The organism is Bradyrhizobium sp. Pha-3, from assembly GCF_042258615.1.
Classification (GTDB): domain Bacteria; phylum Pseudomonadota; class Alphaproteobacteria; order Rhizobiales; family Xanthobacteraceae; genus Bradyrhizobium.
The window spans coordinates 3,853,379-3,880,323 of sequence record NZ_CP170152.1; the positions used below are offsets into that span (position 1 = coordinate 3,853,379).

At 63.9% G+C, this 26,945-nt stretch carries 27 protein-coding genes; 17 read left to right on the forward strand and 10 right to left on the reverse strand.

The window, feature by feature from the left end:
• The first annotated feature begins 12 nt into the window (after positions 1-12).
• Positions 13-3,111, forward strand: a complete 3,099-nt coding sequence (locus tag ACE10Z_RS18070) for an efflux RND transporter permease subunit (RefSeq protein WP_375789120.1) — start codon at positions 13-15, stop codon at positions 3,109-3,111.
• On the opposite strand, the gene ACE10Z_RS18075 is transcribed toward ACE10Z_RS18070, so the two are convergent.
• Positions 3,112-4,296, reverse strand: coding sequence for an acyltransferase (locus ACE10Z_RS18075; RefSeq protein ID WP_375789121.1), 1,185 nt, complete (start codon positions 4,294-4,296; stop codon positions 3,112-3,114).
• 184 nt (positions 4,297-4,480) lie between these two features.
• Here ACE10Z_RS18075 and ACE10Z_RS18080 point away from each other — a divergent pair, with 184 nt between their 5' ends.
• A complete protein-coding gene (locus ACE10Z_RS18080; protein WP_021077845.1) occupies positions 4,481-4,654 on the forward strand; it encodes a DUF1328 domain-containing protein in 174 nt (57 codons plus the stop codon).
• A 127-nt stretch (positions 4,655-4,781) separates the two neighbouring features.
• On the opposite strand, the gene ACE10Z_RS18085 is transcribed toward ACE10Z_RS18080, so the two are convergent.
• A complete protein-coding gene (locus ACE10Z_RS18085) occupies positions 4,782-5,141 on the reverse strand; it encodes a DUF427 domain-containing protein (RefSeq protein ID WP_097675699.1) in 360 nt (119 codons plus the stop codon).
• 210 nt (positions 5,142-5,351) lie between these two features.
• Between ACE10Z_RS18085 and ACE10Z_RS18090 the strand changes: the two genes are divergently transcribed.
• Together ACE10Z_RS18090 and ACE10Z_RS18095 are read left to right on the forward strand one after the other, a co-directional pair.
• Positions 5,352-5,588 (forward strand): BolA family protein, encoded by a 237-nt coding sequence (locus ACE10Z_RS18090; protein WP_021077843.1) that lies wholly within the window; start codon positions 5,352-5,354, stop codon positions 5,586-5,588.
• A 30-nt stretch (positions 5,589-5,618) separates the two neighbouring features.
• Entirely contained in the window at positions 5,619-6,800 is a 1,182-nt protein-coding gene (locus ACE10Z_RS18095; RefSeq protein WP_375789122.1) for a low temperature requirement protein A, read from the forward strand.
• Positions 6,801-6,808: 8 nt separating this feature from the next.
• Here ACE10Z_RS18095 and ACE10Z_RS18100 read toward each other — a convergent pair whose 3' ends face one another.
• From ACE10Z_RS18100 to egtB, 3 genes are read right to left on the reverse strand one after another with little or no spacing between them, the layout of a single operon-like run.
• Positions 6,809-7,204, reverse strand: a complete 396-nt coding sequence (locus ACE10Z_RS18100) for a DUF4345 domain-containing protein (RefSeq protein WP_375789123.1) — start codon at positions 7,202-7,204, stop codon at positions 6,809-6,811.
• 29 nt (positions 7,205-7,233) lie between these two features.
• Positions 7,234-8,202: an L-histidine N(alpha)-methyltransferase gene (egtD, locus tag ACE10Z_RS18105; protein ID WP_375789124.1), complete on the reverse strand. Its 969-nt coding sequence runs from the start codon at positions 8,200-8,202 to the stop codon at positions 7,234-7,236.
• 53 nt (positions 8,203-8,255) lie between these two features.
• Positions 8,256-9,509: an ergothioneine biosynthesis protein EgtB gene (gene egtB / locus ACE10Z_RS18110; protein ID WP_375789125.1), complete on the reverse strand. Its 1,254-nt coding sequence runs from the start codon at positions 9,507-9,509 to the stop codon at positions 8,256-8,258.
• A 293-nt stretch (positions 9,510-9,802) separates the two neighbouring features.
• Between egtB and grxD the strand changes: the two genes are divergently transcribed.
• From grxD to ACE10Z_RS18130, 4 genes are read left to right on the forward strand one after another with little or no spacing between them, the layout of a single operon-like run.
• Positions 9,803-10,135: a Grx4 family monothiol glutaredoxin gene (gene grxD, locus ACE10Z_RS18115; RefSeq protein ID WP_028336765.1), complete on the forward strand. Its 333-nt coding sequence runs from the start codon at positions 9,803-9,805 to the stop codon at positions 10,133-10,135.
• Between the two features lie 2 nt (positions 10,136-10,137).
• Entirely contained in the window at positions 10,138-10,683 is a 546-nt protein-coding gene (locus ACE10Z_RS18120; RefSeq protein ID WP_375789126.1) for an O-acetyl-ADP-ribose deacetylase, read from the forward strand.
• Positions 10,684-10,732: 49 nt separating this feature from the next.
• The gene (locus ACE10Z_RS18125) at positions 10,733-12,019 is read left to right on the forward strand and encodes a serine hydrolase domain-containing protein (protein WP_375789127.1); all 1,287 of its coding nucleotides are present in this window, start codon (positions 10,733-10,735) and stop codon (positions 12,017-12,019) included.
• A 1-nt stretch (position 12,020) separates the two neighbouring features.
• Entirely contained in the window at positions 12,021-13,283 is a 1,263-nt protein-coding gene (locus tag ACE10Z_RS18130; protein WP_375789128.1) for a serine hydrolase domain-containing protein, read from the forward strand.
• A 112-nt stretch (positions 13,284-13,395) separates the two neighbouring features.
• On the opposite strand, the gene ACE10Z_RS18135 is transcribed toward ACE10Z_RS18130, so the two are convergent.
• From ACE10Z_RS18135 to ACE10Z_RS18155, 5 genes are all read right to left on the reverse strand, one after another.
• On the reverse strand, positions 13,396-14,463 hold the full coding sequence (locus ACE10Z_RS18135; RefSeq protein ID WP_375789129.1) for a threonine aldolase family protein: 1,068 nt from the start codon (positions 14,461-14,463) through the stop codon (positions 13,396-13,398).
• A gap of 38 nt (positions 14,464-14,501) precedes the next feature.
• Entirely contained in the window at positions 14,502-14,798 is a 297-nt protein-coding gene (locus ACE10Z_RS18140; RefSeq protein WP_375789130.1) for a type II toxin-antitoxin system RelE/ParE family toxin, read from the reverse strand.
• On the reverse strand, positions 14,777-15,004 hold the full coding sequence (locus ACE10Z_RS18145) for a hypothetical protein (protein WP_375789864.1): 228 nt from the start codon (positions 15,002-15,004) through the stop codon (positions 14,777-14,779). The genes ACE10Z_RS18140 and ACE10Z_RS18145 overlap by 22 nt, the downstream gene beginning before the upstream one ends.
• Positions 15,005-15,138: 134 nt before the next feature.
• On the reverse strand, positions 15,139-15,756 hold the full coding sequence (rpsD, locus tag ACE10Z_RS18150; protein WP_092115295.1) for a 30S ribosomal protein S4: 618 nt from the start codon (positions 15,754-15,756) through the stop codon (positions 15,139-15,141).
• Positions 15,757-16,089: 333 nt separating this feature from the next.
• Positions 16,090-16,479 carry a cupin domain-containing protein gene (locus ACE10Z_RS18155; RefSeq protein WP_375789131.1) on the reverse strand — a complete coding sequence of 130 codons (390 nt, stop codon included), beginning with the start codon at positions 16,477-16,479 and terminating at the stop codon, positions 16,090-16,092.
• Between the two features lie 784 nt (positions 16,480-17,263).
• On the opposite strand from ACE10Z_RS18155, the gene ACE10Z_RS18160 reads away from it, so the two are divergent.
• The 9 genes from ACE10Z_RS18160 to ACE10Z_RS18200 all read left to right on the forward strand — a co-directional run bounded on the left by ACE10Z_RS18160 (position 17,264) and on the right by ACE10Z_RS18200 (position 26,945).
• Complete coding sequence (locus ACE10Z_RS18160; protein WP_375789132.1) at positions 17,264-18,265, forward strand: formylglycine-generating enzyme family protein; 1,002 nt, start codon at positions 17,264-17,266, stop codon at positions 18,263-18,265.
• Between the two features lie 26 nt (positions 18,266-18,291).
• Positions 18,292-20,094, forward strand: a complete 1,803-nt coding sequence (locus tag ACE10Z_RS18165; RefSeq protein WP_375789133.1) for an arylsulfatase — start codon at positions 18,292-18,294, stop codon at positions 20,092-20,094.
• Positions 20,095-20,169: 75 nt separating this feature from the next.
• Entirely contained in the window at positions 20,170-20,454 is a 285-nt protein-coding gene (locus ACE10Z_RS18170) for a hypothetical protein (protein WP_375789134.1), read from the forward strand.
• Positions 20,451-20,690 (forward strand): DUF3302 domain-containing protein, encoded by a 240-nt coding sequence (locus ACE10Z_RS18175; protein ID WP_375789135.1) that lies wholly within the window; start codon positions 20,451-20,453, stop codon positions 20,688-20,690. Before ACE10Z_RS18170 ends, ACE10Z_RS18175 begins: the two co-directional genes overlap by 4 nt.
• A complete protein-coding gene (locus tag ACE10Z_RS18180; RefSeq protein ID WP_375789136.1) occupies positions 20,690-21,631 on the forward strand; it encodes an HlyD family secretion protein in 942 nt (313 codons plus the stop codon). The genes ACE10Z_RS18175 and ACE10Z_RS18180 overlap by 1 nt, the downstream gene beginning before the upstream one ends.
• A gap of 26 nt (positions 21,632-21,657) precedes the next feature.
• The gene (locus ACE10Z_RS18185; protein WP_375789137.1) at positions 21,658-23,124 is read left to right on the forward strand and encodes a DUF1254 domain-containing protein; all 1,467 of its coding nucleotides are present in this window, start codon (positions 21,658-21,660) and stop codon (positions 23,122-23,124) included.
• 13 nt (positions 23,125-23,137) lie between these two features.
• The gene (locus ACE10Z_RS18190) at positions 23,138-24,166 is read left to right on the forward strand and encodes a DUF1254 domain-containing protein (protein WP_375789138.1); all 1,029 of its coding nucleotides are present in this window, start codon (positions 23,138-23,140) and stop codon (positions 24,164-24,166) included.
• Between the two features lie 46 nt (positions 24,167-24,212).
• Positions 24,213-24,821 carry a transporter gene (locus ACE10Z_RS18195; RefSeq protein WP_375789139.1) on the forward strand — a complete coding sequence of 203 codons (609 nt, stop codon included), beginning with the start codon at positions 24,213-24,215 and terminating at the stop codon, positions 24,819-24,821.
• A gap of 21 nt (positions 24,822-24,842) precedes the next feature.
• Positions 24,843-26,945, forward strand: coding sequence for a cache domain-containing protein (locus ACE10Z_RS18200; protein ID WP_375789140.1), 2,103 nt, complete (start codon positions 24,843-24,845; stop codon positions 26,943-26,945).

The window sequence follows — 26,945 nt, forward strand, 5'->3', positions numbered from 1 at the left end:
CCGCGAGGGGCAGTGTCCGAGGCAGGCATCATGCATTTCACCGACATCTTCATCCGCCGGCCGATCCTTGCGACGGTCGTCAGCCTGCTGATCCTCTTGATCGGCACCGCGGCGATGGTCTCGCTGCCGGTGCGGCAATATCCCAGCATGGAAAGCGCCACCATCCAGGTCGATGTGTCGTTTCCCGGCGCCACCCAGGACGTCATGCAAGGCTTCGTCACCTCGGTGATCGCGCAATCGATCGCGACCGCCAACGGCATCGAATACATGACCTCGAATTCGACGCTGGGTCTCAGCCAGATCAAGGCCAAGCTGGTGCTCAATGCCAATGCCGACCGCGCCATGACCGAAGTGCTCGCCAAGGTGCAGCAGGTCAAGTACCGCATGCCGGCCGGCGTGTTCGATCCCGTGATCACCAAGATCACCGACGGCGCATCGGCGGTGCAGTACATCGCCTTCACCAGCGATACGCTGACGCCGGCGCAGATCACCGACTTCGCCACCCGCGTGGCGCAGCCGCTATTGACCTCGGTGCCCGGCGTGGCCTCGGCCGACACATCGGGCGGATCGTCGCTGGCGATGCGGGTGTGGATCGATCCGTTCAAGCTCGCGGCGCGGGGCCTGACTGCGGCCGACATCGCTGCTGCGCTGCGCGCCAACAATGTGCAGGCGGCGCCCGGACGGCTGCGCGGCGAGATGACGGTCACCAACATCACCGCGGCGACCGACCTCAGGAATCTCGACGATTTCCGCAAGATGGTGATCAAGACCGGCGCCGGCGGTGGCGGCCTGGTGCGGCTCGGCGACGTCGCGACGCTCGAGATCGGCGGCGAGAACTACGATTCCAACGCGCGCGACAGCGGCAGGCCCACCGTCTACATCGCGGTGCAGCCGACGCCCGACGGCAACCCGCTGGAGATCGTCGCCGCCACCGCCAAGGTGATCGAGGACCTCAACCGCGTCGCGCCGCCCGGATTGCAGGTCGCCGACGTCTTCAACATCGTGCACTTCGTCAAGGCTTCGATATCAGAGGTGCAGCACGCGCTGGCCGAGGCGATCGCGATCGTCGTGGTGGTGATCCTGCTGTTCCTCGGATCGTTCCGCTCGGTGCTGATCCCGGTCGTCACCGTGCCGCTGTCGCTGGTCGGCACTGCCGCAATGATGCTGGCGCTCGGCTTCTCCATCAACCTGTTGACCCTGCTTGCGATGGTGCTGGCGATCGGGCTCGTGGTCGACGACGCCATCGTCGTGGTGGAGAATATCCATCGTCACATCGAGGAGGGCCTGAGCCCGGGCGACGCGGCACTGATCGGCGCGCGGGAAATCGTCGGCCCGGTGATCGCGATGACGATCACGCTGGCCGCGGTCTATGCGCCGATCGGCCTGATGGGCGGCCTGACCGGCAGTCTGTTCCGCGAATTCGCCTTCACGCTGGTAGGCTCGGTGGTGGTCTCGGGCGTCATTGCGCTGACCTTGTCGCCGATGATGAGCGCGCAGCTGCTGGGAGGGGCGACCTCGCACGGCCGGTTTGCCCGCTTCGTCGAGCACCAGTTCTCGAAACTGTCGCGCGGCTACAGCCGGCTGTTGGCTGCGACGCTCAAGATGCGCGCCGTGGTGCTCGTGGTCGCGGTCAGCGTGCTGGCGGCGATCGTGGTGCTGTTTCTCGGCAGCCAGCGCGAGCTCGCGCCGTCCGAGGACCAGGGCTATGTGTTCACCGTGCTCAGGGCGCCGCAATATGCCAGCGTCGATTACACCACGCGCTACACCGACCAGGTCGAGCAGCTGTTTCGCTCGTTCCCGGAGTACCACGCGAGCTGGGTCATCAACGGCACCGACGGGCAAAACCACGCTTTCGGCGGCATCACGCTGACCGATTGGGACAAGCGCAAGCGCTCCGCCAACGACATCCAGAACCAGCTCTACGGCATGTCCTATGGCGTGCTCGGCGCCAGCGTGACGCCGTTCCAGCCCGCCGCATTGCCGGCCGCGACCGGTGGTCTGCCGTTCCAGATGGTGGTGCGCTCGGCCGGCGATTTCTCGACCATCTATCAGGAGGTCGAGACGCTGAAGGGAGCGGCCTGGAAGAGCGGACTGTTCGTCTTCGTCGACAGCGACCTCGCGTTCGACAGCCCGACCGCGCGGATCACGATCGATCATGCCAAGGCGGCCGAGGCCGGCGTCAGCATGCAGACCATCGCCGATACGCTCGCCGTGCTGGTCGGCGAGAACTACGTCAACCGCTTCAACTTCTTTGAGCGCTCCTACGAGGTGATTCCGCAGGTGCGGCAGGCCGACCGGGTCACGCCGGAAAATCTCGGAAACTTCAATGTCCGTTCGAGCTCGGGGCAGATGTTCCCGCTGTCGACGGTGATCAAGGTCGACGTCAAGCCCGAGCCGAACCGGCTGCCGCAATTCAACCAGATGAACGCGGCGACGATCTCGGCCGTGCTGAAGCCCGGAGTCACCATGGGGCAGGCGGTGTCGTTCATGCAGGCGCAAAAGCTGTCGCCGGGCATGACCGTCGACTGGCTGTCGGACAGCCGGCAATATGTCCAGGAGGGCAACCGCCTGATCGTCACGTTCGGCATGGCGCTGATCGTGATCTTCCTGGTGCTGGCGGCGCAGTTCGAGAGTTTCCGCGATCCCCTGGTCATCATGGTGACGGTGCCGCTCGCGGTCTGCGGCGCGCTGCTGCCGCTGTATTTCGGCTTCACCACGCTGAACATCTACACCCAGATCGGCCTCGTCACCCTGATCGGGTTGATCTCCAAGCACGGCATCCTGATGGTGAGTTTCGCCAACGAGATCCAGCATCACGAAGGGCTCGACCGGATCGCCGCGATCCAGAAGGCCGCTGCGGTGCGCATGCGGCCGGTGCTGATGACGACGGCCGCGATGGTCGCGGGCCTTGCGCCGCTGCTCTATGCCGACGGTGCCGGCGCGGCCAGCCGCTTTGCCATCGGCATCGTCGTGGTGATGGGCATGCTGATCGGCACGCTGTTCACGCTGTTCGTGCTGCCGACCTTCTACATCCTGATCGCCCGCGACCATCGCGCCGCGGCCGCCCCGCGGCTGGAAAGCGTGGCGGCCAGGGGCGAGATCGCGGCGTGATCAAAGCACGTATTTCGAGCCGGGAATCTTGCGCAGCACGGCTGTCGCGGCCCAGCTCAGCGCTACGGTGGCGAAGAATGCGATCGCGGCCTTGGCGATCGCCGGCAATTCCATATCGAACAGCCAGTATTGCAGCCACAGCACGATCGGATAGTGCACCAGGAACATGCCGTAGGCGTCGCCCTGCATGCGGTCGAGCAGCGTCGGTCCCGTCGCCTTCGATTGCAGGAAGTAGGCCAGGATCGCGAACAGGATCGAGGCGCTGAACAGCACGTAGAAGGTGCCGTAGGACGCGAGGTACCAGCCCGGCAGCGGGTCGGGGTTACCGATGATCCCGCGCTTGATGTAGATCATCACCCACATCAAGCAGTAGGGGATCAGCGTGATGCCGGTCCAGAACCAGCGCCGCTCGGTCAGCCGTCCGTTTGCGCTGAGCAGGCCGCCCTCGAGGTTCGCTGCCCCGATCCCCGCACCGATGAAGAAATAGGATGCATAGAGCAGCACCCGGCTCGCCTGCACCGAGAACGGTCCGAGCTCGAACCAGTAGTTCTGGCCGTAACGGACCAGCATCGGCAAATAGGCGGCGGCACTGACGACCACGAGGAACAGCCAGAACTTCGAGGGGCGTTCAAATCCCTTGATCGACAGTCGGTTGATCGGCTCGAGCAGGCGCGACGACACCCGGTACAGCACGCTCGCCGTCAGATCGAAGGTCATCAGGACCCAGACGAACCAGATCGGGCCGCTCGGCCAGGGCCCGAAAATCATGGTCTTCCGCCAGAATTCGGAGAAGGTCAGCTCCGGCGTCGCACGCAGCGCGATCGCGTAATAGGCGATCGGAATCACGGTGAACGCGCAGATCACGAAGGGCAGGCCGAGCCGCAGCAGCCGGTCGCGCAGGAAGATCAGCCACGGCTTGTGGCCGAGCCCGGGCCAGACGAACAGCCCCGACAGGAAGAAGAACATCGCCATGAAGAAGCTGTCGGTGGCGAGCACCATGCAGTCGAAGCCGATCCAGGACGTCGGGTCGGTGTGCCCGAAATAGGTGTAGGGGATCACCGCATGATGCAGCAGCACGACCAGCGTCAGGAAGGTGCGTGCACGGTCGAGGGCGACGTTGCGCTTGTGGAGCTTCGGTGCTGCCTGGACGTCGACGGCCGGAGCCGCGTGAGCAATCGATTTCATGGTGCCCCCAGCCGGGTCTGCACCCGGATGTTGCAACCGGGAACCCGATTCAGCAAGGCCCAATCGTCCCGATTCCGTGGTGTCGAGGTCGGTCATTTCAGTCGATCTGTTTCGTTCTGGAACCGGGGTCGGTGGCGGGCGTTGTCGGGCGGACGCGCAAGGCGCGGGGTTTGTGGAGCGAGCAATGACACTGCTGAAATGGGCGTTGGTCTTCCTTGTCGTCTCGATCATCGCGGGCCTGCTCGGCTTCACCGGCATTTCCGCCGCCTCCGCCGACATCGCGCGCTTCCTGTTCTATGTGTTCGTCGTGATCTTCCTGGTGCTGCTGATCCTTGGGCTCACGATATTCAGGGTCTAGCGGCGATCCGGCCGAACACTCCCGTCGTCATGCCCGGGTCTCGCCCGGGCATTTCGGTTTTCAGGCTGGTAGGCACGCACGCCGAAACGGCCGGGCGAGGCCCGGCGCGTGCGGCAGGCGCGACGGTCTAGGCGACTTCCTCGATCTTCACTTTGTCCGGATAGAAGGCGAGGTGGCCGGCGATCTCGGTCATGGCCGGAAAGGGCGCCTCGTAGGTCCAGATCGCATTGTCCAGCGTCTTGCCGTTGGCCTTGATGCTGAAGTAGTTCGCATCGCCCTTGTAGGGGCAATGCGTGGTCCGCTCGGTGCGGGTCAACAGCTCCATGTTGGCGTCCTGCCGGGGGACGTATTGCACGGCCGGATAGCTCGCTTCCTTCAACGTCAGCGCATGGGTAGTCTCGGCGATGACGACGCCGTCGGCGGTGACGCGGACACGCTTGGCATTGGGCGTGATCGTGATCGGATGGTCGGGGCCGGGGAGCTTCATGATTCTGCGCCTCTTCTGGTCATTTCGGCGTGATGGCTTGTGACCGATTGATGCAGGTTTAAATCGCTGGGAATGGGAATATAGTGTGCCCCGGAATGACCTAGAAGACCTCAAGCGCTAGGTTTTATCTGAGGTTTTATCCTAGGTTTCGTCTTAGTTTTCCTGGCCGAATCGGCCCTGATTCGAATGACCTGACGGAGGTGGACTGGGATGCCGATGGACGCCCGTGATATCGAATCGATGATCAAGGCAGCGATCCCTGATGCCGAGGTGACGATCCGTGATCTGGCCGGCGACGGCGACCACTATGCGGCCACTGTCGTTTCCGAGTCATTCCGCGGCAAGTCCCGCGTTCAGCAGCATCAGATCGTCTACCAGTCGCTGAAGGGCCAGATGGGCGGGGTGCTGCACGCGCTGGCCCTGCAGACCGGCGTGCCGGAAGGCTAGTCCCCGGCAACCGGGCGGGGGCCCCAAGCGATGGCAGATAATCCGCGCGGCGCGATGTTTCGCGTCATCGTGCCGAACCAGCACAGCCGCGTCACCAATGCCGAGCTGTTCTTCGACCTCGTCTTCGTCTTCGCCGTCACGCAGCTGTCGCACACGCTGCTGCACCACTTCACCCCGCTCGGCGCGGTGCAGGTCACGGTGCTGTTCCTCGCGGTGTGGTGGGTGTGGGTCTACACCACCTGGGTCACCAACTGGCTCGATCCCGACCTGACGCCGGTCCGCCTGCTGCTGTTCGTCCTGATGCTGGGCGGGCTGCTGCTGTCGACCTCGATCCCGACCGCCTTCGAGGGCCGCGGGTTGTGGTTTGCCGGGACCTATGCGGCGATGCAGGTCGGCCGCACCGCATTCTGGCTGCTGGCGACGCCGCGGCGCCGGACCGCGGTGCGCCACAATGCGATTCGTATCCTGACCTGGCTGTCCTGCTCGGCCGTGCTCTGGGTTCTCGGCGGTTTCGCCGAGCACGAGACGCGGATGTGGCTCTGGATCGCGGCGCTGGCCATCGAGTATGCCGCGCCGGCTCTGCGGTTCTGGACCCCCAGGCTCGGCTTCTCCTCGATGGAGGCCTGGTCGGTCGAGGGCGGCCACATGGCCGAGCGTTGCGCAGGGTTCATCATCATTGCGCTCGGCGAGGCCATCGTGGTCGACGGCGCGACCTTTGCCGATCTGACCTGGACGCCGGAGAACGTCGCCGCGTTCATCTCGGCGCTGGTCGGCAGCATCGCGATGTGGTGGATCTATTTCCACAAGGGCGCCGAGGCCGGCGCTGACATGATCTCCAAGTCGGAGGAATCCGGCCGCGTGGCGCGGATCGCCTACACCTATCTGCACATGCCGATCGTCGGCGGCATCATCCTCACCGCGGTTGCCGACGAACTGGTGCTGAAGCATCCCGGCGGCCAATCCGATCTGAAGACCATCGTGAGCTCGGTCGGCGGCCCCGCGCTGTTCCTGGTCGGGACCATCCTGTTCAAATACGTGATCCGCAATTTCCTGCAGCTCTCGCATGGCGTCGGCATCGTGGCGCTGGCGATCACGGCCTATTTCGCGCGCGAGATGTCGCCGCTGGTGCTTTCGATCGTCACCACCGCCATCATGATCGTGGTCGCGGCGTGGGAATCGATCTCGCTGCGGTCGAGCGGGGAGGAGGCATAGCGGGGTCGCTACCTGCGACCGGCCGTGGCCACGCGGTGCTGCCAATAGACGAACAGCGGGGCGCCGATCACTTCGAGGGCAGTGAAGCCCACGAAGGGCAGCGGCGGGAGGCCAACCATCACCATCGACAGCAGCCGGCCGATGCCGCCGAGGAAGATGCCGCCCCAGACCACGCGGTACAGCACGCTCTCGCTTTCGATGCGCGGCACCAGCCAGAGCAAAGCGAGGCCGAGACCGAGCCAGACCCCGCCGAAGAAGCGCAGATTGCTGTCGAGCACCGGCAGCGCCGGAATGCCCGACGAGGCATAGAGCGGATCGCTCACGCCGAGCATGGTGATGATGCCGGTCAGGATGGGGACGAGGGCGAGCAGGGCCGTCGCGATCTGCAGCGCACGCCGGGCCATGATTGTTGCCCCATCTCTTGGCTTGGATGCTAGTCCGCGACCAGCGCGTGCACCGAGAACATCGTGTTGGCGTCGGTCCAGCTGTCGCGCACCGTCCAGCCCGCGCTGCGGGCGAGCGCGGTGAAACGCTCGAGCGAGTATTTGTAGCTGTTCTCGGTGTGGATGCTCTCGCCCGGACGGAACGCAAAGGTGTTGCCGAGGATGCGCACGGTCTGCGCCTTGCGGCTGATCAGGTGCATCTCGATGCGGTGGCGGTCGCGATTGTAGATCGAGCGGTGGGTGAAGCCCGACAGGTCAAAATTGCCGCCCAGCTCGCGGTTGATACGAACCAGCACATTGAGGTTGAAGCGCGCGGTGACGCCGGCCGCGTCGTTATACGCATCGTACAGCACGCGCTCGTCCTTCTCGAGGTCGACGCCGATGATCATCTGCGCGCCGTGGCCGAGGATCTTGCGCGCGCTGCGCAGGAAGGCCAACGCCTCGCTTGGTTCGAAATTGCCGAGCGTCGAGCCCGGGAAGAAGCCGACCTTCGGCATGTCCGCGACCGCCTCGGGCAGCGCGAACGGCGTGGTGAAATCGGCCGCGACCGGATAGATGCCGAGACGCGGGAAATCCCGGCGCAGTCCATCGGCCTGGGCCTTGAGGAAATCGCCGGAGATATCGACCGGCACATAGGCGCCGAATTCGCTAGTCTCGAGCAAGAGGCGCACCTTGGTGGTGGCGCCGGCGCCGAACTCCACCAGCGCCGCGCCGTCCGGAATGATCGCGGCGATCTCGCCGCCGCGGTCACGCAGGATGCCGAGCTCGGTGCGCGTCGGATAATATTCCGGCAGCACCGTGATCTGCTCGAACAGCTCCGAGCCGGTGGCGTCGTAGAAATATTTCGGCGACAGCCGTTTCGGGTGACGGGCGAGATCGCCGATCACATCGCCGGCAAACGCCGAGGTCGCTTCGTCGAACGGATACGCTTTGGCCAAAGCGGTGGCATGCACATTCATGATACTCTCCCGAACGCGCTTACCGACGCGTTATCGATGTCGACAGGACTCAATCAGGCGTAGTCGGCGAGGCGTAACCCCGTGAATTGCCAGCGATGGTGCGGATAGAAGAAGTTGCGGTAGGTGACACGGCTGTGACCGGCCGGCGTCGCCAGCGATGAGCCGCGCAGCACGAGCTGGTTGACCATGAACTTGCCGTTGTATTCGCCGAGCGCGCCTTCGATCGCGCGGTAGCCCGGGTAGGGCGAATAGGCGCTGCGGGTCCATTGCCAGACGATGCCGTAGGCGTCGTTGAGCAGGCCGGCGCGCGCCGCGACCTCCCATTCCATCTCGGTCGGCAGATGCTTGCCTGCCCAGCGGGCGAAGGCGTCGGCCTCGTAGTAGCTGACGTGGCAAACCGGGGCCTGCGGATCGATCGGCTGCAGACCGCCAAGCGTCATGATCTTCCACTCGCCGTCGATCACGCGCCAGTGGCCCGGCGCCTGCCAGCCCTCGTTGGTCACGGTGCCGAAGCCGTCCATCAGCCACAGCGTGGCGGTGGAGTAGCCGCCGTCCTTGATGAAGGCGAGCCAGTCGGCATTGGTGACGAGGTCTTTCGCGAGCTTGACCGGGCCGACCAGGGCGCGATGCGCGGGCTTCTCATTGTCGAAATGGAAGCTGTCGTCGGCGTGGCCGACGGTGTGGATGCCCTCGTTGAGCGTCACCCATTCCTCAGGCCCGCGCTGCGATGCGGGGAAGCGCCACGCCGGATCGTAGGCCGGCGGGATCGGGTTCTGTGCGAAGGCATGCAGGATGTCGGTGTACATCAGCTCCTGATGCTGCTGCTCGTGATTGAGGCCGACCTCGATCAGCGGCACCAGCGCCGCGAGCTTGTCAGTTGTGGCGGTCTGGAAGAATTTCACCACCTCGGCGTCGACATGGCGGCGGTAGGCGGTGACTTCGTCGGCAGTCGGGCGGGTCAGATGGCCGCGCTGGTGGCGGGCATGGCGGGGGCCGGCGCTGACGTAATAGGAATTGAACAGATAGGCGTAGTCGGGATGGAAGGGCGTGTAGCCCTTGACGTGCTCGCCGAGCAGAAACTGCTCGAAGAACCAGGTCGTATGGGCGCGATGCCATTTGACGGGGCTCGCATCCGGCATCGACTGGATCAACTGGTCTTCCGCCGACAGCGGCGCGGCCCGGCGCTCGGTCTCGTCGCGGACCGCGCGATAGCCATCCACCAGCCGCTGCGCGAGCGATCCGGATTCGGAGGACAATGACGGGGGGGTGCCGGGAATGGCGGCCGCGGCAGAGGCTGGTTTCGTCAACGATGGTCTCCGATTCAAGGGGAGAACGTTGCTTCGGTAAACTGGTTCCAGACGGACAGTTCGTCCTAGATAGGGGCTCCGTTACGGGAAAAAAGCCTCCCCCCGCGATGATATTGGGGCCGTCAGATAATCCCGGCTCCTTTTGCGGTGCCGTCCGGCCCCCGCCGCATGCCAGATTTTCGCCATTTTGCTTTGGATGCACAATGGTTTGAGCTACATATATAGCCAGTCACGGGTTAGAAGGGTGGGCCGGCCCACAAGGCTTGAGAGCGCCGCCCCCGAAGGAAGCGAAAATGAGCATCGAGCAATTCATCGACAACGAAGTGAAGTCGAACGACGTCGTGCTGTTCATGAAGGGCACGCCGCAATTCCCGCAGTGCGGGTTTTCCGGTCAGGTCGTGCAAATCCTCGACCACATCGGCGTCGGCTACAAGGGCCTCAACGTTCTGGAATCGGCCGAGCTGCGCGACGGCATCAAGGTCTATTCGAACTGGCCGACGATTCCGCAGCTCTATGTGAAGGGCGAGTTCGTCGGCGGTTGCGACATCATCCGCGAGATGTTCCAGGCCGGTGAATTGCAGCAGCTGTTTGCCGACAAGGGCATCCCGGTCGACGTGGCTGCCTGACCTTGACGGCGCGCCAGATCGGCACGGCGCGGCTCGAAGTCATCGTTACCGACATCACGACCCTGCGCGTTGACGCCATCGTCAACGCGGCCAATTCGTCGCTGCTCGGCGGCGGCGGTGTCGACGGCGCGATCCATGAGGCTGCTGGTCCGGAATTGTTGGCCGAATGTCGGACACTCAACGGCTGCGAGACCGGCAACGCCAAGATCACCAGAGGGTATCTGCTCCCCGCCAAGCATGTGATCCATGCTGTTGGCCCGATCTGGTACGGCGGCAACCGCGGCGAGGATGCGCAGCTCGCGTCCTGCTATCGCCGCAGCATCGAACTGTGTCGGGCTAACAATCTCATATCAATTGCATTTCCGGCTATTTCGACAGGCGCCTTTCGATTCCCAGCTGATCGGGCCGCCAAGATTGCCGTCAAGACCGTGGTCGAGGCGTTGACCCAGGCACCGGACGTGACGCGCGTCACCTACTGCTGCTTTTCGATGCCTAGTGGCGAACTGCATCAGGAGGCCCTGGACGCCTTCGGTAGCCCTTGTGCCTGATGATACCGCCGCTACACTTCCCGGTGATATCCGGGGAGGGATCCATCAAATGCATTCACTTCGTTTGACGTGCGCCGCCGCAGCCGCCGCGGCGTTGCTGGCGGCATCGTTGGCGTACGCGCACACCGAGGGCACCTACGAGATTCCGGCGGGCGCGCATTTCAACCCCGACAAGCTCGCCAGGATCAGCGAGTTCTTCAAGAACGAGGTCGCGACCGGAAAGATTCCCGGCGCCATCGTCCTGATCCAGCAGCACGGCAAGCCGGTGTATCACGAGGCATTCGGCGTGCAGGACGTGGTCAGCAAGGTGCCGATCACCGACAAGACCATCTTCCGGCTGGCTTCGATGTCCAAGTCGATCACCGCCGTGGCCTCGATGCAGCTGCTGGAGGAGGGCAAATACAAGCTCGACGATCCCGTCTCGAAATACATTCCTTCCTTTGCCAACATGAAGGTCGGCGTCGAGAAGAAGGCCGAGGACGGCACCAAGACGCTCGAGCTGGTGCCACTGAGGCGGCCGATCACGATCCTCGATCTGATGACGCATACGTCGGGCATCACCTATGGCTTCTATGGCGACAGCCTGGTCCGCAAGGCCTATAAGGAAGCCAATATCTACGGCGGAGATTTCGATCTCGCCGAATTCGCCGAGCGGATCGCCAAGCTGCCGCTTCACGACCAGCCCGGCGCGCTCTGGCAATACGGCCATTCCACCGACATTCTGGCGCGCGTGATGGAGGTGACCACCGGCGAGAAGCTCTCGACGATCGAGCGCGAAAGGTTGCTCGACCCGCTCGGCATGAAAGACACCGGCTTCTTCGTCACCGATCCCGAGAAGCAGAAGCTGATGGCCGAGCCGATGCCGAACGACAGTGATTTCCGGGTCGGCCGGGTCAACGATCCGACCAAGGTCAAGAAATGGGAGTCCGCCAGCGGCGGCATGGTCTCGACCATGGCGGATTATTCGCGCTTCGCGCAAATGCTGCTCAACGGCGGCACCCTCGACGGCAAGACCATCCTGAAGCCCGAGACGTTCAAGGAGCTGACGACCGATCGCGTCGGCCCGGGCTCCGGCGTCGAGCGCGACTTTTTCTACTTCCCCGGCGACGGCTTCGGCTTCGGGCTCGGCATCGCGGTGCGCACCGATCCCGGCACTGCCAAGCCGCCGCCGCCTGGCGATCTCGGCGAACTGAAATGGGATGGTGCCAGCGGCTGCTATTACATCATCGACCGCAAGCAGGACTTTTTCTTCGTCCTCCTGGAGCAGACGCCGACCGAGCGTCAGCGCATCCAGCGGACGTTGAAGCAGCTCGTCTATGAAGCCATGGAGAATTGACATGCGTGGGTGCCGCGCGTTCGTCGCGGCGCTCGTGCTCGCGTCCGCTGCAACGGTTGCGCAGGCCGGCTCCCCAGGGCCGGCTCCGCACAGCTTCTCGGCGGAGGGCCTCGCCAAGGTCTCCGACTATGTCAGGAACGAGGTCGCGACCGGGAAGATTCCCGGCGCAATCCTGCTGCTGCAGCAGCACGGCAAGCCGGTCTACTACGAGAATTTCGGAGTTCGCGACGTCGCAACCGAATTCTCGATGAGCGCGGATACCATCTTTCGCCTCTATTCGATGTCGAAGCCGATCACGTCCGTCATCGCGATGATGCTGGTGGAGGAGGGCAGGCTCGCGCTCAGCGATCCGGTGTCGAAATACATCCCGGCCTTTGCCGACACGAAGGTCGGCGTGGAAAAGCGCGGCGATGAGGGCAGGGCGGCGATGACGCTGGAGCCGCTCAAGCGTCCGGTGACGATCGAAGACCTGATGCGCCACACGGCAGGGCTGCCTTACGGCTATTATGGCGGCGGTGTCGTGAACAAGACCTACGCCGATGCCGGCCTGTTCGACAACGATCCCGACAATGCAGAATTCACGGCGCGGCTCACGGCACTGCCGCTCGCCGAACAACCCGGAACGCAATGGGATTATGGCCATTCCACCGACGTGCTCGGCCGCATCATCGAGGTGATCACAGGAAAATCCCTGTTTCAGGTCGAGAAGGAGCGGCTGCTCGGTCCGCTCGGGATGAACGAGACCGCATTCTATGTTGCCGACCGGGCGAAATGGCCGCTGATCGCCGAGCCGATGCCGAAGGATCGCACGCTCAGCCCGGTCGCCGACGTCAGCGACCCGCGCCAGCCGCTGCGACGGGAATCCGGCGGCGGCGGCATGGTCGGCACCATCGGCGACTATGCGCGCTTCTCGCAGATGTTGTTGAACGGCGGCAGCTATGGGGGGAAGCGCTATCTGAACCCGGAAACCATCGCGCTGATGGCTTCGGATCACATCGGTCCCGAAACCGGTGTCGTGCGCGACAAGAACTATTATCCCGGGCCGAACTCCGGCTTCGGCCTCGGTTTCGCGGTCCGTACCTCGGTGCCGCCGAACACGTCCTGGCCGCTCGGCGAGTATCGCTGGGACGGCGTCGGCGGCACGTTCTTCTTCATCGACCCGGCCGACGATCTGTTCGGGATCTTCATGGTGCAGACGCCGTCACAGCGCGGCCGGATCCAGCAGGAGCTGAAGACGCTGATCTACCAGGCGATGGGGCGGTAACCGGCTTCGTAGCCCGGATGCAGCGCAGCGCAATCCGGGGACGGCCTCATCCGAGGTGCCAATCGCCCCGGATTACGCTTCGCTGCATCCGGGCCACAATTTACGGCCGGACTTACGCCCCGCGCACGATATCCCTGACGTAACCGACGGCTTCGTCGATCATCGCGGCCGTGACGTCGAGATGCGTGCAGGCCCTGATCCGGCCGTCCATCATTGCGAGCGTCACCCCGCGCTTGCGCAGCTCGGCGACCATCTTGTCACCGGAGACGCCGGCGCCGTCGGGCTTGAAGAACACGAGGTTGGTCTCTGGCGCCTGCACCGCGATGCCGTTGATCTGCGCCAGCCCGCGCGCCAGCGCCCGCGCATTGGCATGGTCGTCGGCAAGACGATCGACATGGTGATCGAGCGCGTAGATGCAGGCCGCGGCACAGACGCCGGACTGCCGCATCGAGCCGCCGAGCCGCTGCTTCCAGCGCCAGACATCGTCGATGAAGGCGCGGGTGCCGGCGATCACGCCGCCGATCGGCGCGCCGAGTCCCTTGGAGAAATCGATCCAGGCGGAATCCCAGCCCGCCGTCATGTCGCGCGGCGAGATGCCGGAGGCGACGGTCGCGTTCAGGAGGCGTGCACCGTCCATGTGGGTCACAAGCCCGTGGTCCTTGGCGATGCGCACGACCTCGTCGAGCGCCGCCTTCTTCCAGATCGTGCCGCCGCCGATATTTGCGGTCTGCTCGACGCTGACGAGGACTTGCGGCGGCTGGTAGCGGGTGCGCGGATGCAGCGCGGCGCGGAAGGCGTCCGGCATGAACTGGCCGTCATCGCCCGGCAGCTGCGTAATCTGGAAGCCGCCGAGCGCGGCATGCGCGCCGCCCTCGCGCGCGATGATATGCGCGGTCGCGTGCGCCAGGATCTCGTCGCCAGGGCGGCAATAGGCCAGCGTCGCCGCGACGTTGCACATCGTGCCCGACGGCATGAAGACGGCGGCTTCCTTGCCGAGCAGATCGGCGACGCGGGCGTTGAGCTCATTGGTGGTCGGATCGTCACCGACCTGCTCGTCGCCGACCTCCGCCCGCGCCATCGCCTCGCGCATCGCTGGCGTCGGCCTGGTCTGTGTGTCCGACAACAGGTTGATGCGGACGGCGGGTGCCTTGGGATCGGGCCGGGCAGGGGTGTAGTGCATGGCTTTCCTCATCGCTCCGCTAGCGTGCGGATTCGCCGCTAGCGTATAGGCTTCCGGGCAGCGTGACGAAACCGCATTATGATGATCTCGGTCTGTGTTACGCGATAGTCGATCAGGTAGGGGTATGGTGTGGACGAGAGCCGGCGGACGCCTGGGCGGCTCGTCGCGCGCCCAGCACGGGGCTGCTCTTGCAGCAACGTGACAAGGGTCTGGATTCGGTCGCGAACGTGGACCGCCCCTTGAGGCGATCGCGCTTCGATATAGGAGAGCGCTTGATCAATCTGAGCAAGGGCCTGTCGCGTATAGCGGACGTTCACAGCCCGTGCTTGCTCCACATCGCACGAACTTCCTCGTCCGTTGCCAACTCGCCGCGTGCAATCTCGGCGTCAGCTTCAGCCAGATCGGCGTCTTCTTCCGGCGTGAGCTGGAGCGGCGGCTGGTCGACACCGGCAAGCTGCAGCATGATACGCGCGAGCGCATCCTGCTCGGTGTCAGGCAAACTTGAAACTGTATCGAACGCTTCTTCGAGTAGCCGTGTCATCGGCAAGTACCTCTACGGGCGGCCATCTGCCAGGTCCTACGCATCCAAGTCTCCGCGAATGATAGTCGTCCTGCGCCCAAACAAAAAGGCCCCGGCAAAACCGGGGCCTTTCGGATCTCGCATGCGTGCCGTGATCAGCGCGAATAGAATTCGACGATCAGATGCGGCTCCATCTGCACCGGGAACGGCACGTCGCCGAGCGCCGGGATGCGGACGAACTTCGCGGTCATCTTGCCGTGATCGACCTCGAGGAAGTCGGGCAGGTCGCGCTCGGGCAGCTGGGCAGCTTCCAGCACCGGGGTCAGCTGCTTGGAGGCTTCCTTGACCTCGATGGTGTCGCCGACCTTCAGCTTGTAGCTGCCGATGTTGACCTTGCGGCCGTTCACCTTGACGTGGCCGTGGTTGATGAACTGGCGCGCGGCGAACATCGTGGCGACGAACTTGGCGCGATAGACCACGGTGTCGAGGCGGCGCTCGAGCAGGCCGATCAGGTTCTCGCCGGTGTCGCCCTTCAGGCGGCTGGCCTCGACATAGATGCCGTGGAACTGGCGCTCGGAAATGTTGGCGTAGTAGCCCTTGAGCTTCTGCTTGGCGCGGAGCTGCACGCCGAAGTCGGAGAGCTTGCCCTTGCGGCGCTGGCCGTGCTGGCCGGGGCCGTATTCGCGGCGGTTCACGGGGCTCTTCGGGCGGCCCCAGATATTCTGGCCCATGCGGCGATCGATCTTGTACTTCGCCTCACTGCGCTTTGTCATCGCGTCCTCTTTGCATAGCCGGCGCAACAGGGCGCCCGGCGTTTTGTCAGTTTCAGGTTTGAGGAGACGCGCCCTCCTGTGTACCGGCCAAAAGGCCCGTACCGACAGGTCCGCCTCGAAAGCTCGGGGAGAACCACGGGTCGCGAAACGCATCGCGGGCCGAAACCGGCCCGCGAGCAAGGGTGGTCTTAAGGAGAAAGTCCGGCTCTGTCAAACAAAACGCAGGCCGATTTGACCCGAATCGGCGTCAAAATTGGCCAGTTTCGCTTCTCGATGGCGATTTCCGACCGCTCGGACGGCCGGGCGTCTGACCCGGAGACCGATTGGTCCGGTTCAGGGCGCAGGTTTTGCCAGGGGCTCGCCGGCCTTGACCACGTAGACCCCGAGCACCTTGAGCGCTTTGTCGCCGGACGTCTTGGCGTCGTGCACCGCGCCTTCCGGGATCTGGTAGGAATCGCCTGCCTTCAGCTTCAACGGCGGCTTGCCGTCGATCACAAGTTCCAGCTCGCCTTCGAGCACATAGCCGGTTTCAGCGCCGGGATGGCTGTGACGACCCGACGCCCCTCCGGCTGGAACCTCGGCAATCGCCGTGACCGTGTTGTAGCCCACCGGGAAATCGACCTTCTGCAGCGGTGTCCGCTTGATGCCGCTCTGCTGCGCAAGGGCAGCGCCGGCACCGGCAAAAGTAATCACGGTGAGACCAAGCAGCAATTTCCTGAACATGCATTTTCCTCCCAAGGTACGAAAGTCTAGCACGCGCAATCGCAGCGGAAACCGGGCGTTGTGTGATCTGCGCTTGCGACGTTCGGAAAAGTCCGTCCATCCCGCGCCGCTCGTCCGGGATAGACGCAAGTCATATGCCGAGCAAGTCAGCGTCCGCGAGGATTCCAATTCACAAGTGCAGCGCGATTGATCGACTGGGTGCAAGTGCGTGAAGTCAGCACACTGCGCCCCCTGCGACAGCGTGCCTCGATTGGTCTGATCCGCATCGCGAGTTCGCGGCGCGGATCTGCAAACGAGCAGATTTTCGCTTGTTTTCTCGAAAAACCAAATCCGGCGACGACATCGGATTGATCGAATTGGGACATCCTTCGTTAAGGTTGCACGCCTTGGGGTTGCGATTGGCACAAAATGCACATCACACGCCTGGCGCGTTGCGCTATCGTTTGATCTCAAAGCGAAACAGCTCGTGACAACGTCCGGCGGGACGGATCACGCGCCGCAGGAGCGGCCGCGGCTGTGGACGCGCGCACAGACGACGAGGAGGGAAGGGGAAGAAGGCCTGACGTAATCAACGCTGCCGAAAAAGTGCAGCACAGAAAAATGGAAGGGCGCGACAATGCAATCGAGCACGACGTTTGATCACCAGGAGCCCAAGCCCGTGATCTACAAGGCTGCGATCGTTAGTAAGATTTTCCGCGTAGCACTCATCGGAATCATCGCCCCATCGAGAATACAGGGCTTCTGGGACTATTGCCCTCGGTAGTGCGCGAACAGGTGCATCGCCATGGTCCGGGCAGAGATCGCCTCCGCTGAACCAGAGCCGAACGACCGCGTCGAGACCGACGACATGGTCTGGATTCCCGGCGGCACCTTCCGCATGGGCTCGGACCATCATTATCCCGAGGAAGCGCCGGCGCATCGGGCCTCGGTCGATGGCTTCTGGATCGATCGCACGCCGGTGACCAACGCCCAGTTTCGCGACTTCGTGCGGGAGACCGGTCACATCACCGTCGCCGAGCAACCGCCCGATCCCGCGCAATATCCGGGTGCGCTGCCGCATATGCTCTACGCCGGCTCGCTGGTGTTTTCGCCGCCGCGCCGGGTCCACACGCTGCGCGACTGGAGCCAATGGTGGACCTTCCTGCGCGGTGCGAACTGGCGCCGTCCTTACGGCGCGCGCAGCAACATCAACGTGCTCGGCAGCCATCCGGTCGTCCACGTCGCCTATGCCGACGCGCTCGCCTACGCCAAATGGGCCGGCAAGGAGCTTGCGACCGAAGCGGAATGGGAGTTCGCTGCGCGCGGCGGGCTCGAAGGCGAGGAATATGCCTGGGGCAATGCCCTGACGCCTGGCGGCAAGCACATGGCCAACATCTGGCAGGGCAACTTCCCGCTGCAGAATCTCTGCGAGGACGGTTTTGACCGAACCTCGCCGGTGACCGCATTCCCGCCGAACGGTTATGGCGTCTACGACATGATCGGCAATGTCTGGGAGTGGACCGCCGACTGGTGGTCGGCCCGCCACGAGGCCGACGCGGCAAAACCCTGTTGCATCCCGCAGAATCCGCGCGGCGGCCGCGAGGATGCGAGCTACGACGACGGCCAGCCCGCAATCAAGATTCCGCGCAAGGTGCTGAAGGGCGGCTCGCATCTCTGCGCGCCGAACTATTGCCGCCGTTATCGCCCGGCCGCCCGTCACGCCGAGCCGGTCGATACCTCGACCAGCCATGTCGGGTTCAGGTGCGTGGTGCGGCCATCCGCCGACGTTTCTCGCCCGCCGAAATGAATGCCTTGCAGTGAAGGGAATGTCTTATGAGCAACGACGCCGAGAACAACAAGCAGAACGGCACGAAGCAGGCGATTGACCGCCGCAATCTGTTGCTGGGGACATCGACCCTGGTGGCCGCGGCGGCGTTGACGTCCGATGCGCTGGCGCAGGCGCAGAAGGCCGCCCCGGCCGCCAGTCCCGCGCCCGCAGCGCCGTCCGGCCGCAAGCCCAACATCCTGATCATCTGGGGGGACGACATCGGCATCGCGAACATCAGCGCTTATTCGAATGGCCTGATGGGATACGAGACGCCAAACATCGATCGCATCGCGCGCGAAGGGCTCAAGATGCAGCACTATTACGGCGAGCAGTCCTGCACGGCCGGTCGGGCTGCGTTTCTCACCGGCCAGCATGGCATTCGTACCGGCCTGACCAAGGTCGGCTTTCCCGGTGCGCCGATGGGAATGAGCCAGCTCGATCCGTCGGTCGGCGGTCTGCTCAAGAATCTCGGCTATGCCACCGGCCAGTTCGGAAAGAACCACGTCGGCGACCGCAACGAGTCGCTGCCGACCGTGAACGGCTTCGACGAGTTCTTCGGCAACCTCTACCATCTCAATGCCGAGGAAGAGCCCGAGCTGCCTGACTATCCCAAGGATCCGGCCTACCGCGCCAAGTTCGGTCCGCGCGGCGTGCTGCGCTGCAAGGCGACGGATCGCGACGATCCGACCGTCGATCCGCGGTTCGGCAGGGTCGGCAAGCAGACCATCGAGGACACCGGCGCGCTGACCAAGAAGCGCATGGAGACGGTCGATGACGAGACGTCCGCGGCGGCGATCGACTTCATCAAGCGGCAACAGGCAGCGGGCAAGCCGTTCTTCTGCTGGTTCAACGCCACCCGCATGCATCTGCGCACCCATGTGCGCGCCGAGCATCGGGGCCGCTACACCCACGGCGACAGCGAGTATGTCGACGGCATGATGGAGCACGACGACACCGTCGGCTCGCTGCTCAAGACGCTGGACGACCTTGGAATCGCCAACGACACCATCGTAGTTTATTCGAGCGACAACGGCCCGCACATGAACACCTGGCCGGACGGGGCCATGACCTGGTTCCGCTCCGAGAAGAACACCAACTGGGAGGGCGCCTTCCGCGTGCCGTGCCTGGTGCGCTGGCCGAGCACGATCAAGCCCGGTACGGTCAGCAACGAGATCATGAGCCACAACGACTGGATTCCGACGCTGTGCGCGATTGCCGGCGAACCCGATATCGTGGGCAAGCTGAAGGCTGGCTACACCGCGAACGGCATCAACTACAAGGTCCACCTCGACGGCTACGATCAGTCCGCATTCCTCCGCAACGTCAGCGGGACCGCCGGCAACAACAACGGCACCAAGAGCGCACGCGACAAGTTCTTCTACGCGGACGACGACGGCCTGTTGGTGTGCTTCCGGCAGGGCGACTACAAATACGTCTTCTCCGAGCAGCGCAAGGAAGGGACGTTGGGGGTGTGGGCGGAGCCCTTCACCACGCTTCGCTTGCAGAAGATCTTCAACCTGATGCAGGACCCCTTCGAACGGGCTGACATCACTTCCAACACGTTCTGGGACTGGAATATGAATCACGTCGGTTCTGCCTACGGGATGATGGACGAGGTGTTTCAGTTCGTCGCGACGTTCAAGGAGTTTCCGCCGCGCTCGTTCCCGCCGAGCTTCAATCCCGCCAACATCCTGGAAGGCATGATGGACGGGATCAAGCAGAAGAAGGCGCTGGCGGAAGGTGTCGATGTCGAGAAGGTCCGCGCCGGACTGAACCGGATCATCCAGCAACAACTCCAGAATCGCTGACGTTCCGCGCCCGGCCCGTCTGCCGATGGGCCGGGCGACTTTCCACCTGCAGGCTATCCGAGCGAGCAGACGCGCATGAAGCTGCCCGACGAGCTGTACTTCCAGCGCGGTGCAAGTCCATCTCAGCCGCCTGCCGGCCGTGAACATGCTGGCGATCCGAGATGGGTCGGAGGCCAGATTCGGCTCCGGTTACAACATTCCGCCGACCTGGAAGAAGCGGATGGACGCCAAGGCGATCATTCCCGACGACGTCGTGAAATTCCAATCAGCGCCTCGAAGCGGGGAGGCAAGCCAAACACCTATCCGACGGTGCCATTTATGAACGAGAGTCCAACCGCCCGGGAGAAGGCAAGACGATGAGCGGCTACGACATCTTCGCCTGGATCGTCCTGATCATCCTGCTCGCCAGCGCGATCGGCGTGTTTTGCATCGCGGGCTGGCTGCCCGGACACATTGCCAAGTCCCGCAATCATCCGTGGGCGCAGGCGGTGACGGTGGCAGGCTGGATCACGTTGATTTGCGGCTTCGCGCTCTGGCCGGTCGCGCTGATCTGGGCCTATGTCGACGTGCCCCAGCGCAAGACGGGAGATGCGTGATGGGCATCGCGATCTTCAACACCTATCTGGTGCTGCTGTTCTTGCTGGTGCATTTCAAGGTCGTGCGCTTCAACCTGTTCTGGAAGGCGTCACCCTTCATTGTGCTGGTGCTGCTGCTGTTCGGCCTGCTGGTGCCGATGGGCTGGGGCGCGCCGCAGGGCCCGGTGCTGGTGGTGCGCAATGCGGTGTCGATCGTGCCCAACGTCGCGGGCGAGGTAACTGATGTTCCCGTCGCCGCCAACGCGCCCCTGAAGGCGGGCGACGTTCTCTTCAGGATTGATCCGACGCCCTATGACGCGCAGGTCAAGGCGATCGAGGCGCAGCTCAAGCTGTCGAAGACGCGGCTCGCGCAGATGACGACGCTCTATGAGCGCGATGCCGGGCGCGGCTTCGACGTCGAGCAGCGGCAGTCCGAGGTCGACCAGCTCAGCGGCCAGCTCGAGGCGGCGCAGTGGAACAGCGACAAGACGGTGGTCCGCGCACCGGCCGACGGCTACGTCACCAACGTCGCGCTGCGCAAGGGCGCGCGGGTGGCCAACCTGCCGCTCTCGCCGGTCATGGCGTTCATCGACACCTCGAACACGATCATCGGCGTCGAGATCAATCAGATCGATGCCCGCTACGTCGCGCCGGGGCAGGAGGTCGAGGTCACCTTCAAGTTCGCGCCCGGGCAGATCTATTCCGGCAACGTCGAAAGCGTGTTGCAGGCGATCGCGACCGGCCAGACCCAGACCTCAGGCACCGCGGTGGCGCCGAAGGCGATCGTGGCGGCACCGTTCGTCGTCCGTGTCAGGCTCGACGATGCCGCCTTCGCCGATCGGCTGCCCGCGGGCGCAACCGGCACGGCGGCAATCTACACCGACCACATGAGGCCGACGCACGTTGTGCGTCGCGTGATTCTACGACAGATTGCAATCGTCAACTACGTCAATCCGTTCTGAAAGTGCAGGGAAGAGGTATGGCATCGATGAAGTCGATATGCGCTGAAGACCAAGGGTCGCCGCGCCGCGACGGGCGAGGCGCCGTGAACCGGCGGCAGACACTGCTTGGGGCGGCGGCGCTGGTGACCGGCGGGCTTCTGGCGCCGGCTCGCGCGTGGGCTCAACCCCCGTCGGCCGATGAGGTGCGCGCGATCGCCAAGGACGCCTATATCTACGGCTTCCCGCTGGTCGACAGTTACCGCATCCAGTACTCGTACTTCGTCGATCGCGGCGGCGCCGAATACAAGGCGCCTTGGAACACGATCTTCAACAACGCGCGGGTCTATACGCCCGACGACAAGGCGATCCAGACGCCCAACTCGGACACGCCGTATTCCTATGTCGGTGCGGACCTGCGTGCCGAGCCGATCGTGTTCACGGTGCCGGCCGTGGACAAGGGCCGTTATTACTCGCTGCAATTCATCGACATGTACACGTTCGACTTCGCGTATGTCGGCAGCCGCGCCACCGGCAACGGCGCGGGGAGCTACCTGCTGGCGGGGCCGGCCTGGAAGGGCCAAAAGCCGAAGGGGATCAGGCAAGTCATTCGCTGCGAGACCGAGTTCGCTTTCGTGCTGTATCGCACCCAGCTCTTCAATCCCGGCGACATCGAGAACGTGAAGAGGATTCAGGCCGGCTACAAAGTGCAGACGTTGTCGCAGTTTCTCGGCAAGCCGGCGCCGCCAGCCACACCCGAGATCGCGTTCATCAAGCCGATCACTGCCGAGCAGGAGCGCAGCTCGCTCGACTTCTTCGGCATCCTCAACTTCATCCTGCAATTCTGCCCGACCCATCCGAGCGAGAAAGCGCTGATGGCGCGCTTTGCAAGGATCGGGGTCGGCGCCGGGAAACCGTTCGACGCCAATTCGCTGTCGCCTGAGACGCGGACTGCCTTGCAAGAGGGCATGGCCGATGCGTGGAAGGCGTTTGCCAGCTTCAAGGAGACGCAGCTCGATACCGGAAAGAAGTCAAGCGCCGACGGCTTCGGGACGCGGGCGCATCTGAAGAACGACTACATGCAGCGGATGTCGGCGGCGGTGCTCGGAATCTACGGCAATGCCAAGGAGGAGGCGATTTATCCCGTCTATTTCGTCGACTCCGGCAAGCAGAAGCTGGACGGCGCCAATCGCTACACGATCCGCTTTGCGCCGGGCCAGCTGCCGCCGGCCAATGCGTTCTGGTCGCTGACCATGTACCAGCTGCCGTCGAGCCTGCTCTATGCCAATCCGCTCAACCGCTATCTGATCAACTCGCCGATGTTGCCGAATTTGAAGCGTGATGCCGATGGCGGGATCACGCTGTATGTCCAGAACGAGCCGCCGGGTGTGGACAAGGAAGCCAATTGGCTGCCCGCTCCGAAGGGCCCGTTCTTCGCGGCCATGCGGCTGTACTGGCCGAAGCCCGCGGCGCTTTCCGGCCAATGGAAGGCCCCACCGATGCAGAAGATTTCGTAGGAGAAGGTAACAGATGACGATCAAGGAAATTGCTTTTGGCTTGGTAGCGTTCGCAGGCATCACGAGCGCACAGGCCCAGTCACCCGCTGGCAGCGTGGTGCCGGTCACCGTCGACAACTTCATTCGCGCCGAGTCGGATCTCTACCTCGGCAACATCGCCAAGGAGAATGGCTTCGGCAAGTTCAACCATCGCCGTGAACCTGCCGCTATCGACAAGCAGGCCGTCATCCGCCTCAACCGCGACACGCTCTATTCCAGTGCGGTGTTCGATCTCGACGCAGGGCCAGTCTCGATCACACTGCCGGATGCGGGCAAGCGGTTCATGTCGATGCAGGTGATCAACGAGGATCATTACGTGCCTGAGGTGGCCTACGGCGCCGGCACGCGGACCCTGACCAGGGAAAAGGCTGGCACACGCTACGTGGCCGTCGCCATCCGCACGCTGGTCGATCCGGCCAACCCCAAGGATGTCGATGAGGTCCACAAGCTGCAGGATGCCATCAAGGTCAGCCAGAAGGATGCCGGCAAGTTCGAAGTGCCGACCTGGGATCAGGCCAGCCAGAAGAAGGTCCGCGACGCGCTGATTGTGCTGGGGTCCACTATTCCCGACTTCAAGAAGGCGTTCGGCACCAAGCAGCAGGTCGATCCTGTGCGGCATCTGGTCGGGACCGCTGCGGCCTGGGGCGGCAATCCGGACAAGGACGCGACTTATCTCAACATCACGCCGGCGAAGAACGACGGCGCCACCGTCTACACGCTCAAGGTCAAGGACGTGCCGGTCGACGGCTTCTGGTCGGTCAGCGTCTATGACGAGCAGGGCTATTACGAGAAGAACCCCTACAACGCTTATACGCTGAACAACCTCACCGCCAAGCGCGGCGATGATGGCGCGATCGCGATCCAGTTCGGCGGCTGTGACGGCAAGATTCCGAACTGCCTGCCGATCACCAAGGGCTGGAACTACACGGTGCGGCTCTATCGGCCACGCGCGGAAATCCTGAACGGCAAGTGGAAATTCCCGGAGCCTCAGCCGGCAAACTGATGCGAATCCGTTACGATGTCTTGAACGAGGTGGGGAGATCGGGACGATGGCCAGACATCACAAGCGCGCTTTACTCAGCATTGTCGGCGCGCTCGCGTTGTCGGCGATGCCGCGTACCGCGTTGGCCGACGCCGGTGGATTGAGCTTCTGGCTTCCCGGCGCGTTCGCGAGCCTGACGGCGGCGCCGGCGACGCCCGGCTGGGCGTATGAGACGATCTACATTCACCTCGATCAAAGCGCCAACGCGAACAAGAATTTCGTCATCGGCAACCGCGTGCCGGGATCGGTCGTCGCCGGTCTTAACGCCCACGCGGACGTGCTGATCGAAGGGTTCACCTATACCTGGGCGCAGTCCGTGCTCGGCGGGCAGGCGGCCATCACCTTCCTTGCTGCCCCTGGAAATATCGGTGTCGGCGTCGACGCGACGCTGACCGGCCCGCGGGGCAACACGCTCTCGGGCGTCGCAACCGACAGCCGCACCACGGTCTCCGACGTCTTCTACCAGGGCACGCTGAAATGGAATCAGGGTGTCAATAACGAGATGTTCTACATCATGGGCAACATCCTGAGCGGGACCTATGACAGCACCCGCCTCACCAATTTGACGCGTTTTCTTCACGCGAACCGGTGCCCACTTCGCTCGAAAACGCTTTGAAGGAGGCGAACGACAGACCCGATGAGTGATGCGCGCGCGACCAGCCGGAGGCCGGTTCGTATCGGCTTCCGCACCTCGATCATCACGGTGTTCATCGCCGCGGTGCTGGTGGTCGGGCTGACACTGGTCTATCTGAGCTTCAGGCGGGTCTCGTCGATCACGCAGATGGCCGCGAGCACCTTCATCGACAAGGTGGGACAGCTCGGCGCCGACCGTATCGACGCGCAGTTCAAGAATGTGCGCGACAATCTCGAAATTCTGGCGGGGCTGCCGGCCATCCAGGAGGCCGACATCGCCGACAACACCAGGCTCTACGGCCTGCTGGCCTCGATGCTGCGCAACAATCCACAGATCTTCAATCTCTATGTCGGCTATGAAGACGGCTCGTTCCTGGAGATGGACGTCATCGATCGCGCCAACCCGCAATTCCGCACCGCGCTGAATATCGATGCCGACGCTGTCTACCGCCTGGTTGTGATCGCCCGCACCGGGCCGGCCGCGGCGGCGCCGGTGACGCTGTTCCTGTCGGAAAACCTGATCCAGGTCGCGGACGTCGCAGGACCTGACAGCTACGACCCGCGGCAACGTCCCTGGTATGTCGAGGCCTTCAAGGATCGCAAGACACTGCTCACCGGGCCTTATGTGTTCTACGCAACCGGCGAGCCCGGCTATACGCTGCGCATCCCGCTCAAGGAGGGCCGCCGCGGGGTGGTGGCCGCCGATCTCCTGCTCAATCGCCTCGAGGAGATGCTGAGCCGGCAAAAGCTCGGCAAGTCCGGGCAGGCCTTCCTGTTCAATGATGCCGACCGCATCGTCGGCCATCCCGAGATGCGCGGCCTGATGGCGGAGCGCAGCGACGCGCTGCCCCGCATCGACGCCCTCAAGCTTCCCGGACTGTCCGCGGCGATCACGTCCTGGCGCAGCGATGGGAGAGCGCAGCAGTTCTTCACCGACGCAGACGGGCGGACGCTGGTTGCGGCCTTTCACCGCATCGAGACGGCCGGGGCGGCCAACATTCATCTCGCGGTGATTGCACCGCTCGATGAATTCTTTGCCAAGATCATCTCGGAGCGGCGTGCGCTGTTCGCCATCGCGCTCGGCTTTGTGGTCGCAATGCTGCCGTTCGCGTTCTGGCTCGGCTCGCTGCTGGCGCGGTCGCTGCGCGAGCTCGCGCGGCAGACCGACGAGATCCAGCGTTTTCAGCTGGCCGACCAGCCGCGCATGCAATCGGCCATTGACGAGATCGACGAGCTCGGCCGTTCGGTGTTCACGATGCGCACCGTCGTTCGCAACTTCTCCAGCTTCATTCCGCAGCCGATCGTCCGCCAGCTGATGGTGTCCGGCGCATCGTTGCAGCTCGGCGGTGTCAGGCGCGAGGTCACGGTGCTCTTCACCGACGTCGCCGACTTCACCGCGAAGACTGAGAAGGCGGATCCGTCGCAGGTCATGATCTTCACCTCGCGCTACTTTGCGGCGATGTCGCAGGCGATCATGCGACACCACGGCACCATCGATAAGTTCATCGGCGATGCCGTGATGGCGCTCTGGAATGCGCCGGACGAGGATGACGATCACGTCATTCATGCCTGCGAGGCGGTGTTGGACTGCCTGCAGCGCAATGCCGAGCTCAACCGGGCGTTCCGGAGCGAGGGCTGGCCGGCCTACACCACGCGGTTCGGCCTGCATCTCGGCGATGCCGTGGTCGGCAATGTCGGCTCCGCCGACCGCATGAGCTACACCGCGCTCGGCGCCACCATCAATCTGGCCTCGCGGCTTGAGGGCCTCAACAAGAATTACGGCACCCAGGTCCTGGTCAGCGCGGCCGTGCGGGCGCGAGCCGAACACGCTTTTGCGTTCCGCAGCGTCGACGAGATCCGGCCGAAGGGCTTTGCCGAGGCGATCACGGTCTACGAGCTCTGCGGCGCGCGCGGCGATTGCGAGCTGACGTTCTGCGCGCGTTGGGAAACCGTCTACGCTACGATCCGCGGCGCCGAGCCGGCCGCGGCGCTGCTGCGCATTGCCGACTTCCTGGCCGAATATCCCTGGGACGGTGTCGCGCAATACCATGCCGAACGGCTGCGCCACACCGTTCAGCAATCGCTGTTCGATCATCCGGTGCGCTGA

Bases quoted from the DNA above. Each gene is read 5' to 3' on its own strand.
- ACE10Z_RS18155 (WP_375789131.1), bottom strand. From the start codon at position 16,479: ATGTTCAGGAAATTGCTGCTTGGTCTCACCGTGATTACTTTTGCCGGT.
- grxD (WP_028336765.1), top strand. From the start codon at position 9,803: ATGAGCATCGAGCAATTCATCGACAACGAAGTGAAGTCGAACGACGTC.
- ACE10Z_RS18160 (WP_375789132.1), top strand. From the start codon at position 17,264: ATGGTCCGGGCAGAGATCGCCTCCGCTGAACCAGAGCCGAACGACCGC.
- ACE10Z_RS18165 (WP_375789133.1), top strand. From the start codon at position 18,292: ATGAGCAACGACGCCGAGAACAACAAGCAGAACGGCACGAAGCAGGCG.
- ACE10Z_RS18135 (WP_375789129.1), bottom strand. From the start codon at position 14,463: ATGCACTACACCCCTGCCCGGCCCGATCCCAAGGCACCCGCCGTCCGC.
- ACE10Z_RS18130 (WP_375789128.1), top strand. From the start codon at position 12,021: ATGCGTGGGTGCCGCGCGTTCGTCGCGGCGCTCGTGCTCGCGTCCGCT.
- ACE10Z_RS18180 (WP_375789136.1), top strand. From the start codon at position 20,690: ATGGGCATCGCGATCTTCAACACCTATCTGGTGCTGCTGTTCTTGCTG.
- egtD (WP_375789124.1), bottom strand. From the start codon at position 8,202: ATGAATGTGCATGCCACCGCTTTGGCCAAAGCGTATCCGTTCGACGAA.
- rpsD (WP_092115295.1), bottom strand. From the start codon at position 15,756: ATGACAAAGCGCAGTGAGGCGAAGTACAAGATCGATCGCCGCATGGGC.
- ACE10Z_RS18170 (WP_375789134.1), top strand. From the start codon at position 20,170: ATGAAGCTGCCCGACGAGCTGTACTTCCAGCGCGGTGCAAGTCCATCT.
- ACE10Z_RS18195 (WP_375789139.1), top strand. From the start codon at position 24,213: ATGGCCAGACATCACAAGCGCGCTTTACTCAGCATTGTCGGCGCGCTC.
- ACE10Z_RS18200 (WP_375789140.1), top strand. From the start codon at position 24,843: ATGAGTGATGCGCGCGCGACCAGCCGGAGGCCGGTTCGTATCGGCTTC.
- ACE10Z_RS18095 (WP_375789122.1), top strand. From the start codon at position 5,619: ATGGCAGATAATCCGCGCGGCGCGATGTTTCGCGTCATCGTGCCGAAC.
- ACE10Z_RS18090 (WP_021077843.1), top strand. From the start codon at position 5,352: ATGCCGATGGACGCCCGTGATATCGAATCGATGATCAAGGCAGCGATC.
- ACE10Z_RS18080 (WP_021077845.1), top strand. From the start codon at position 4,481: ATGACACTGCTGAAATGGGCGTTGGTCTTCCTTGTCGTCTCGATCATC.
- ACE10Z_RS18125 (WP_375789127.1), top strand. From the start codon at position 10,733: ATGCATTCACTTCGTTTGACGTGCGCCGCCGCAGCCGCCGCGGCGTTG.
- ACE10Z_RS18100 (WP_375789123.1), bottom strand. From the start codon at position 7,204: ATGGCCCGGCGTGCGCTGCAGATCGCGACGGCCCTGCTCGCCCTCGTC.
- ACE10Z_RS18085 (WP_097675699.1), bottom strand. From the start codon at position 5,141: ATGAAGCTCCCCGGCCCCGACCATCCGATCACGATCACGCCCAATGCC.
- ACE10Z_RS18185 (WP_375789137.1), top strand. From the start codon at position 21,658: ATGAAGTCGATATGCGCTGAAGACCAAGGGTCGCCGCGCCGCGACGGG.
- ACE10Z_RS18190 (WP_375789138.1), top strand. From the start codon at position 23,138: ATGACGATCAAGGAAATTGCTTTTGGCTTGGTAGCGTTCGCAGGCATC.
- ACE10Z_RS18175 (WP_375789135.1), top strand. From the start codon at position 20,451: ATGAGCGGCTACGACATCTTCGCCTGGATCGTCCTGATCATCCTGCTC.
- ACE10Z_RS18075 (WP_375789121.1), bottom strand. From the start codon at position 4,296: ATGAAATCGATTGCTCACGCGGCTCCGGCCGTCGACGTCCAGGCAGCA.
- ACE10Z_RS18145 (WP_375789864.1), bottom strand. From the start codon at position 15,004: ATGACACGGCTACTCGAAGAAGCGTTCGATACAGTTTCAAGTTTGCCT.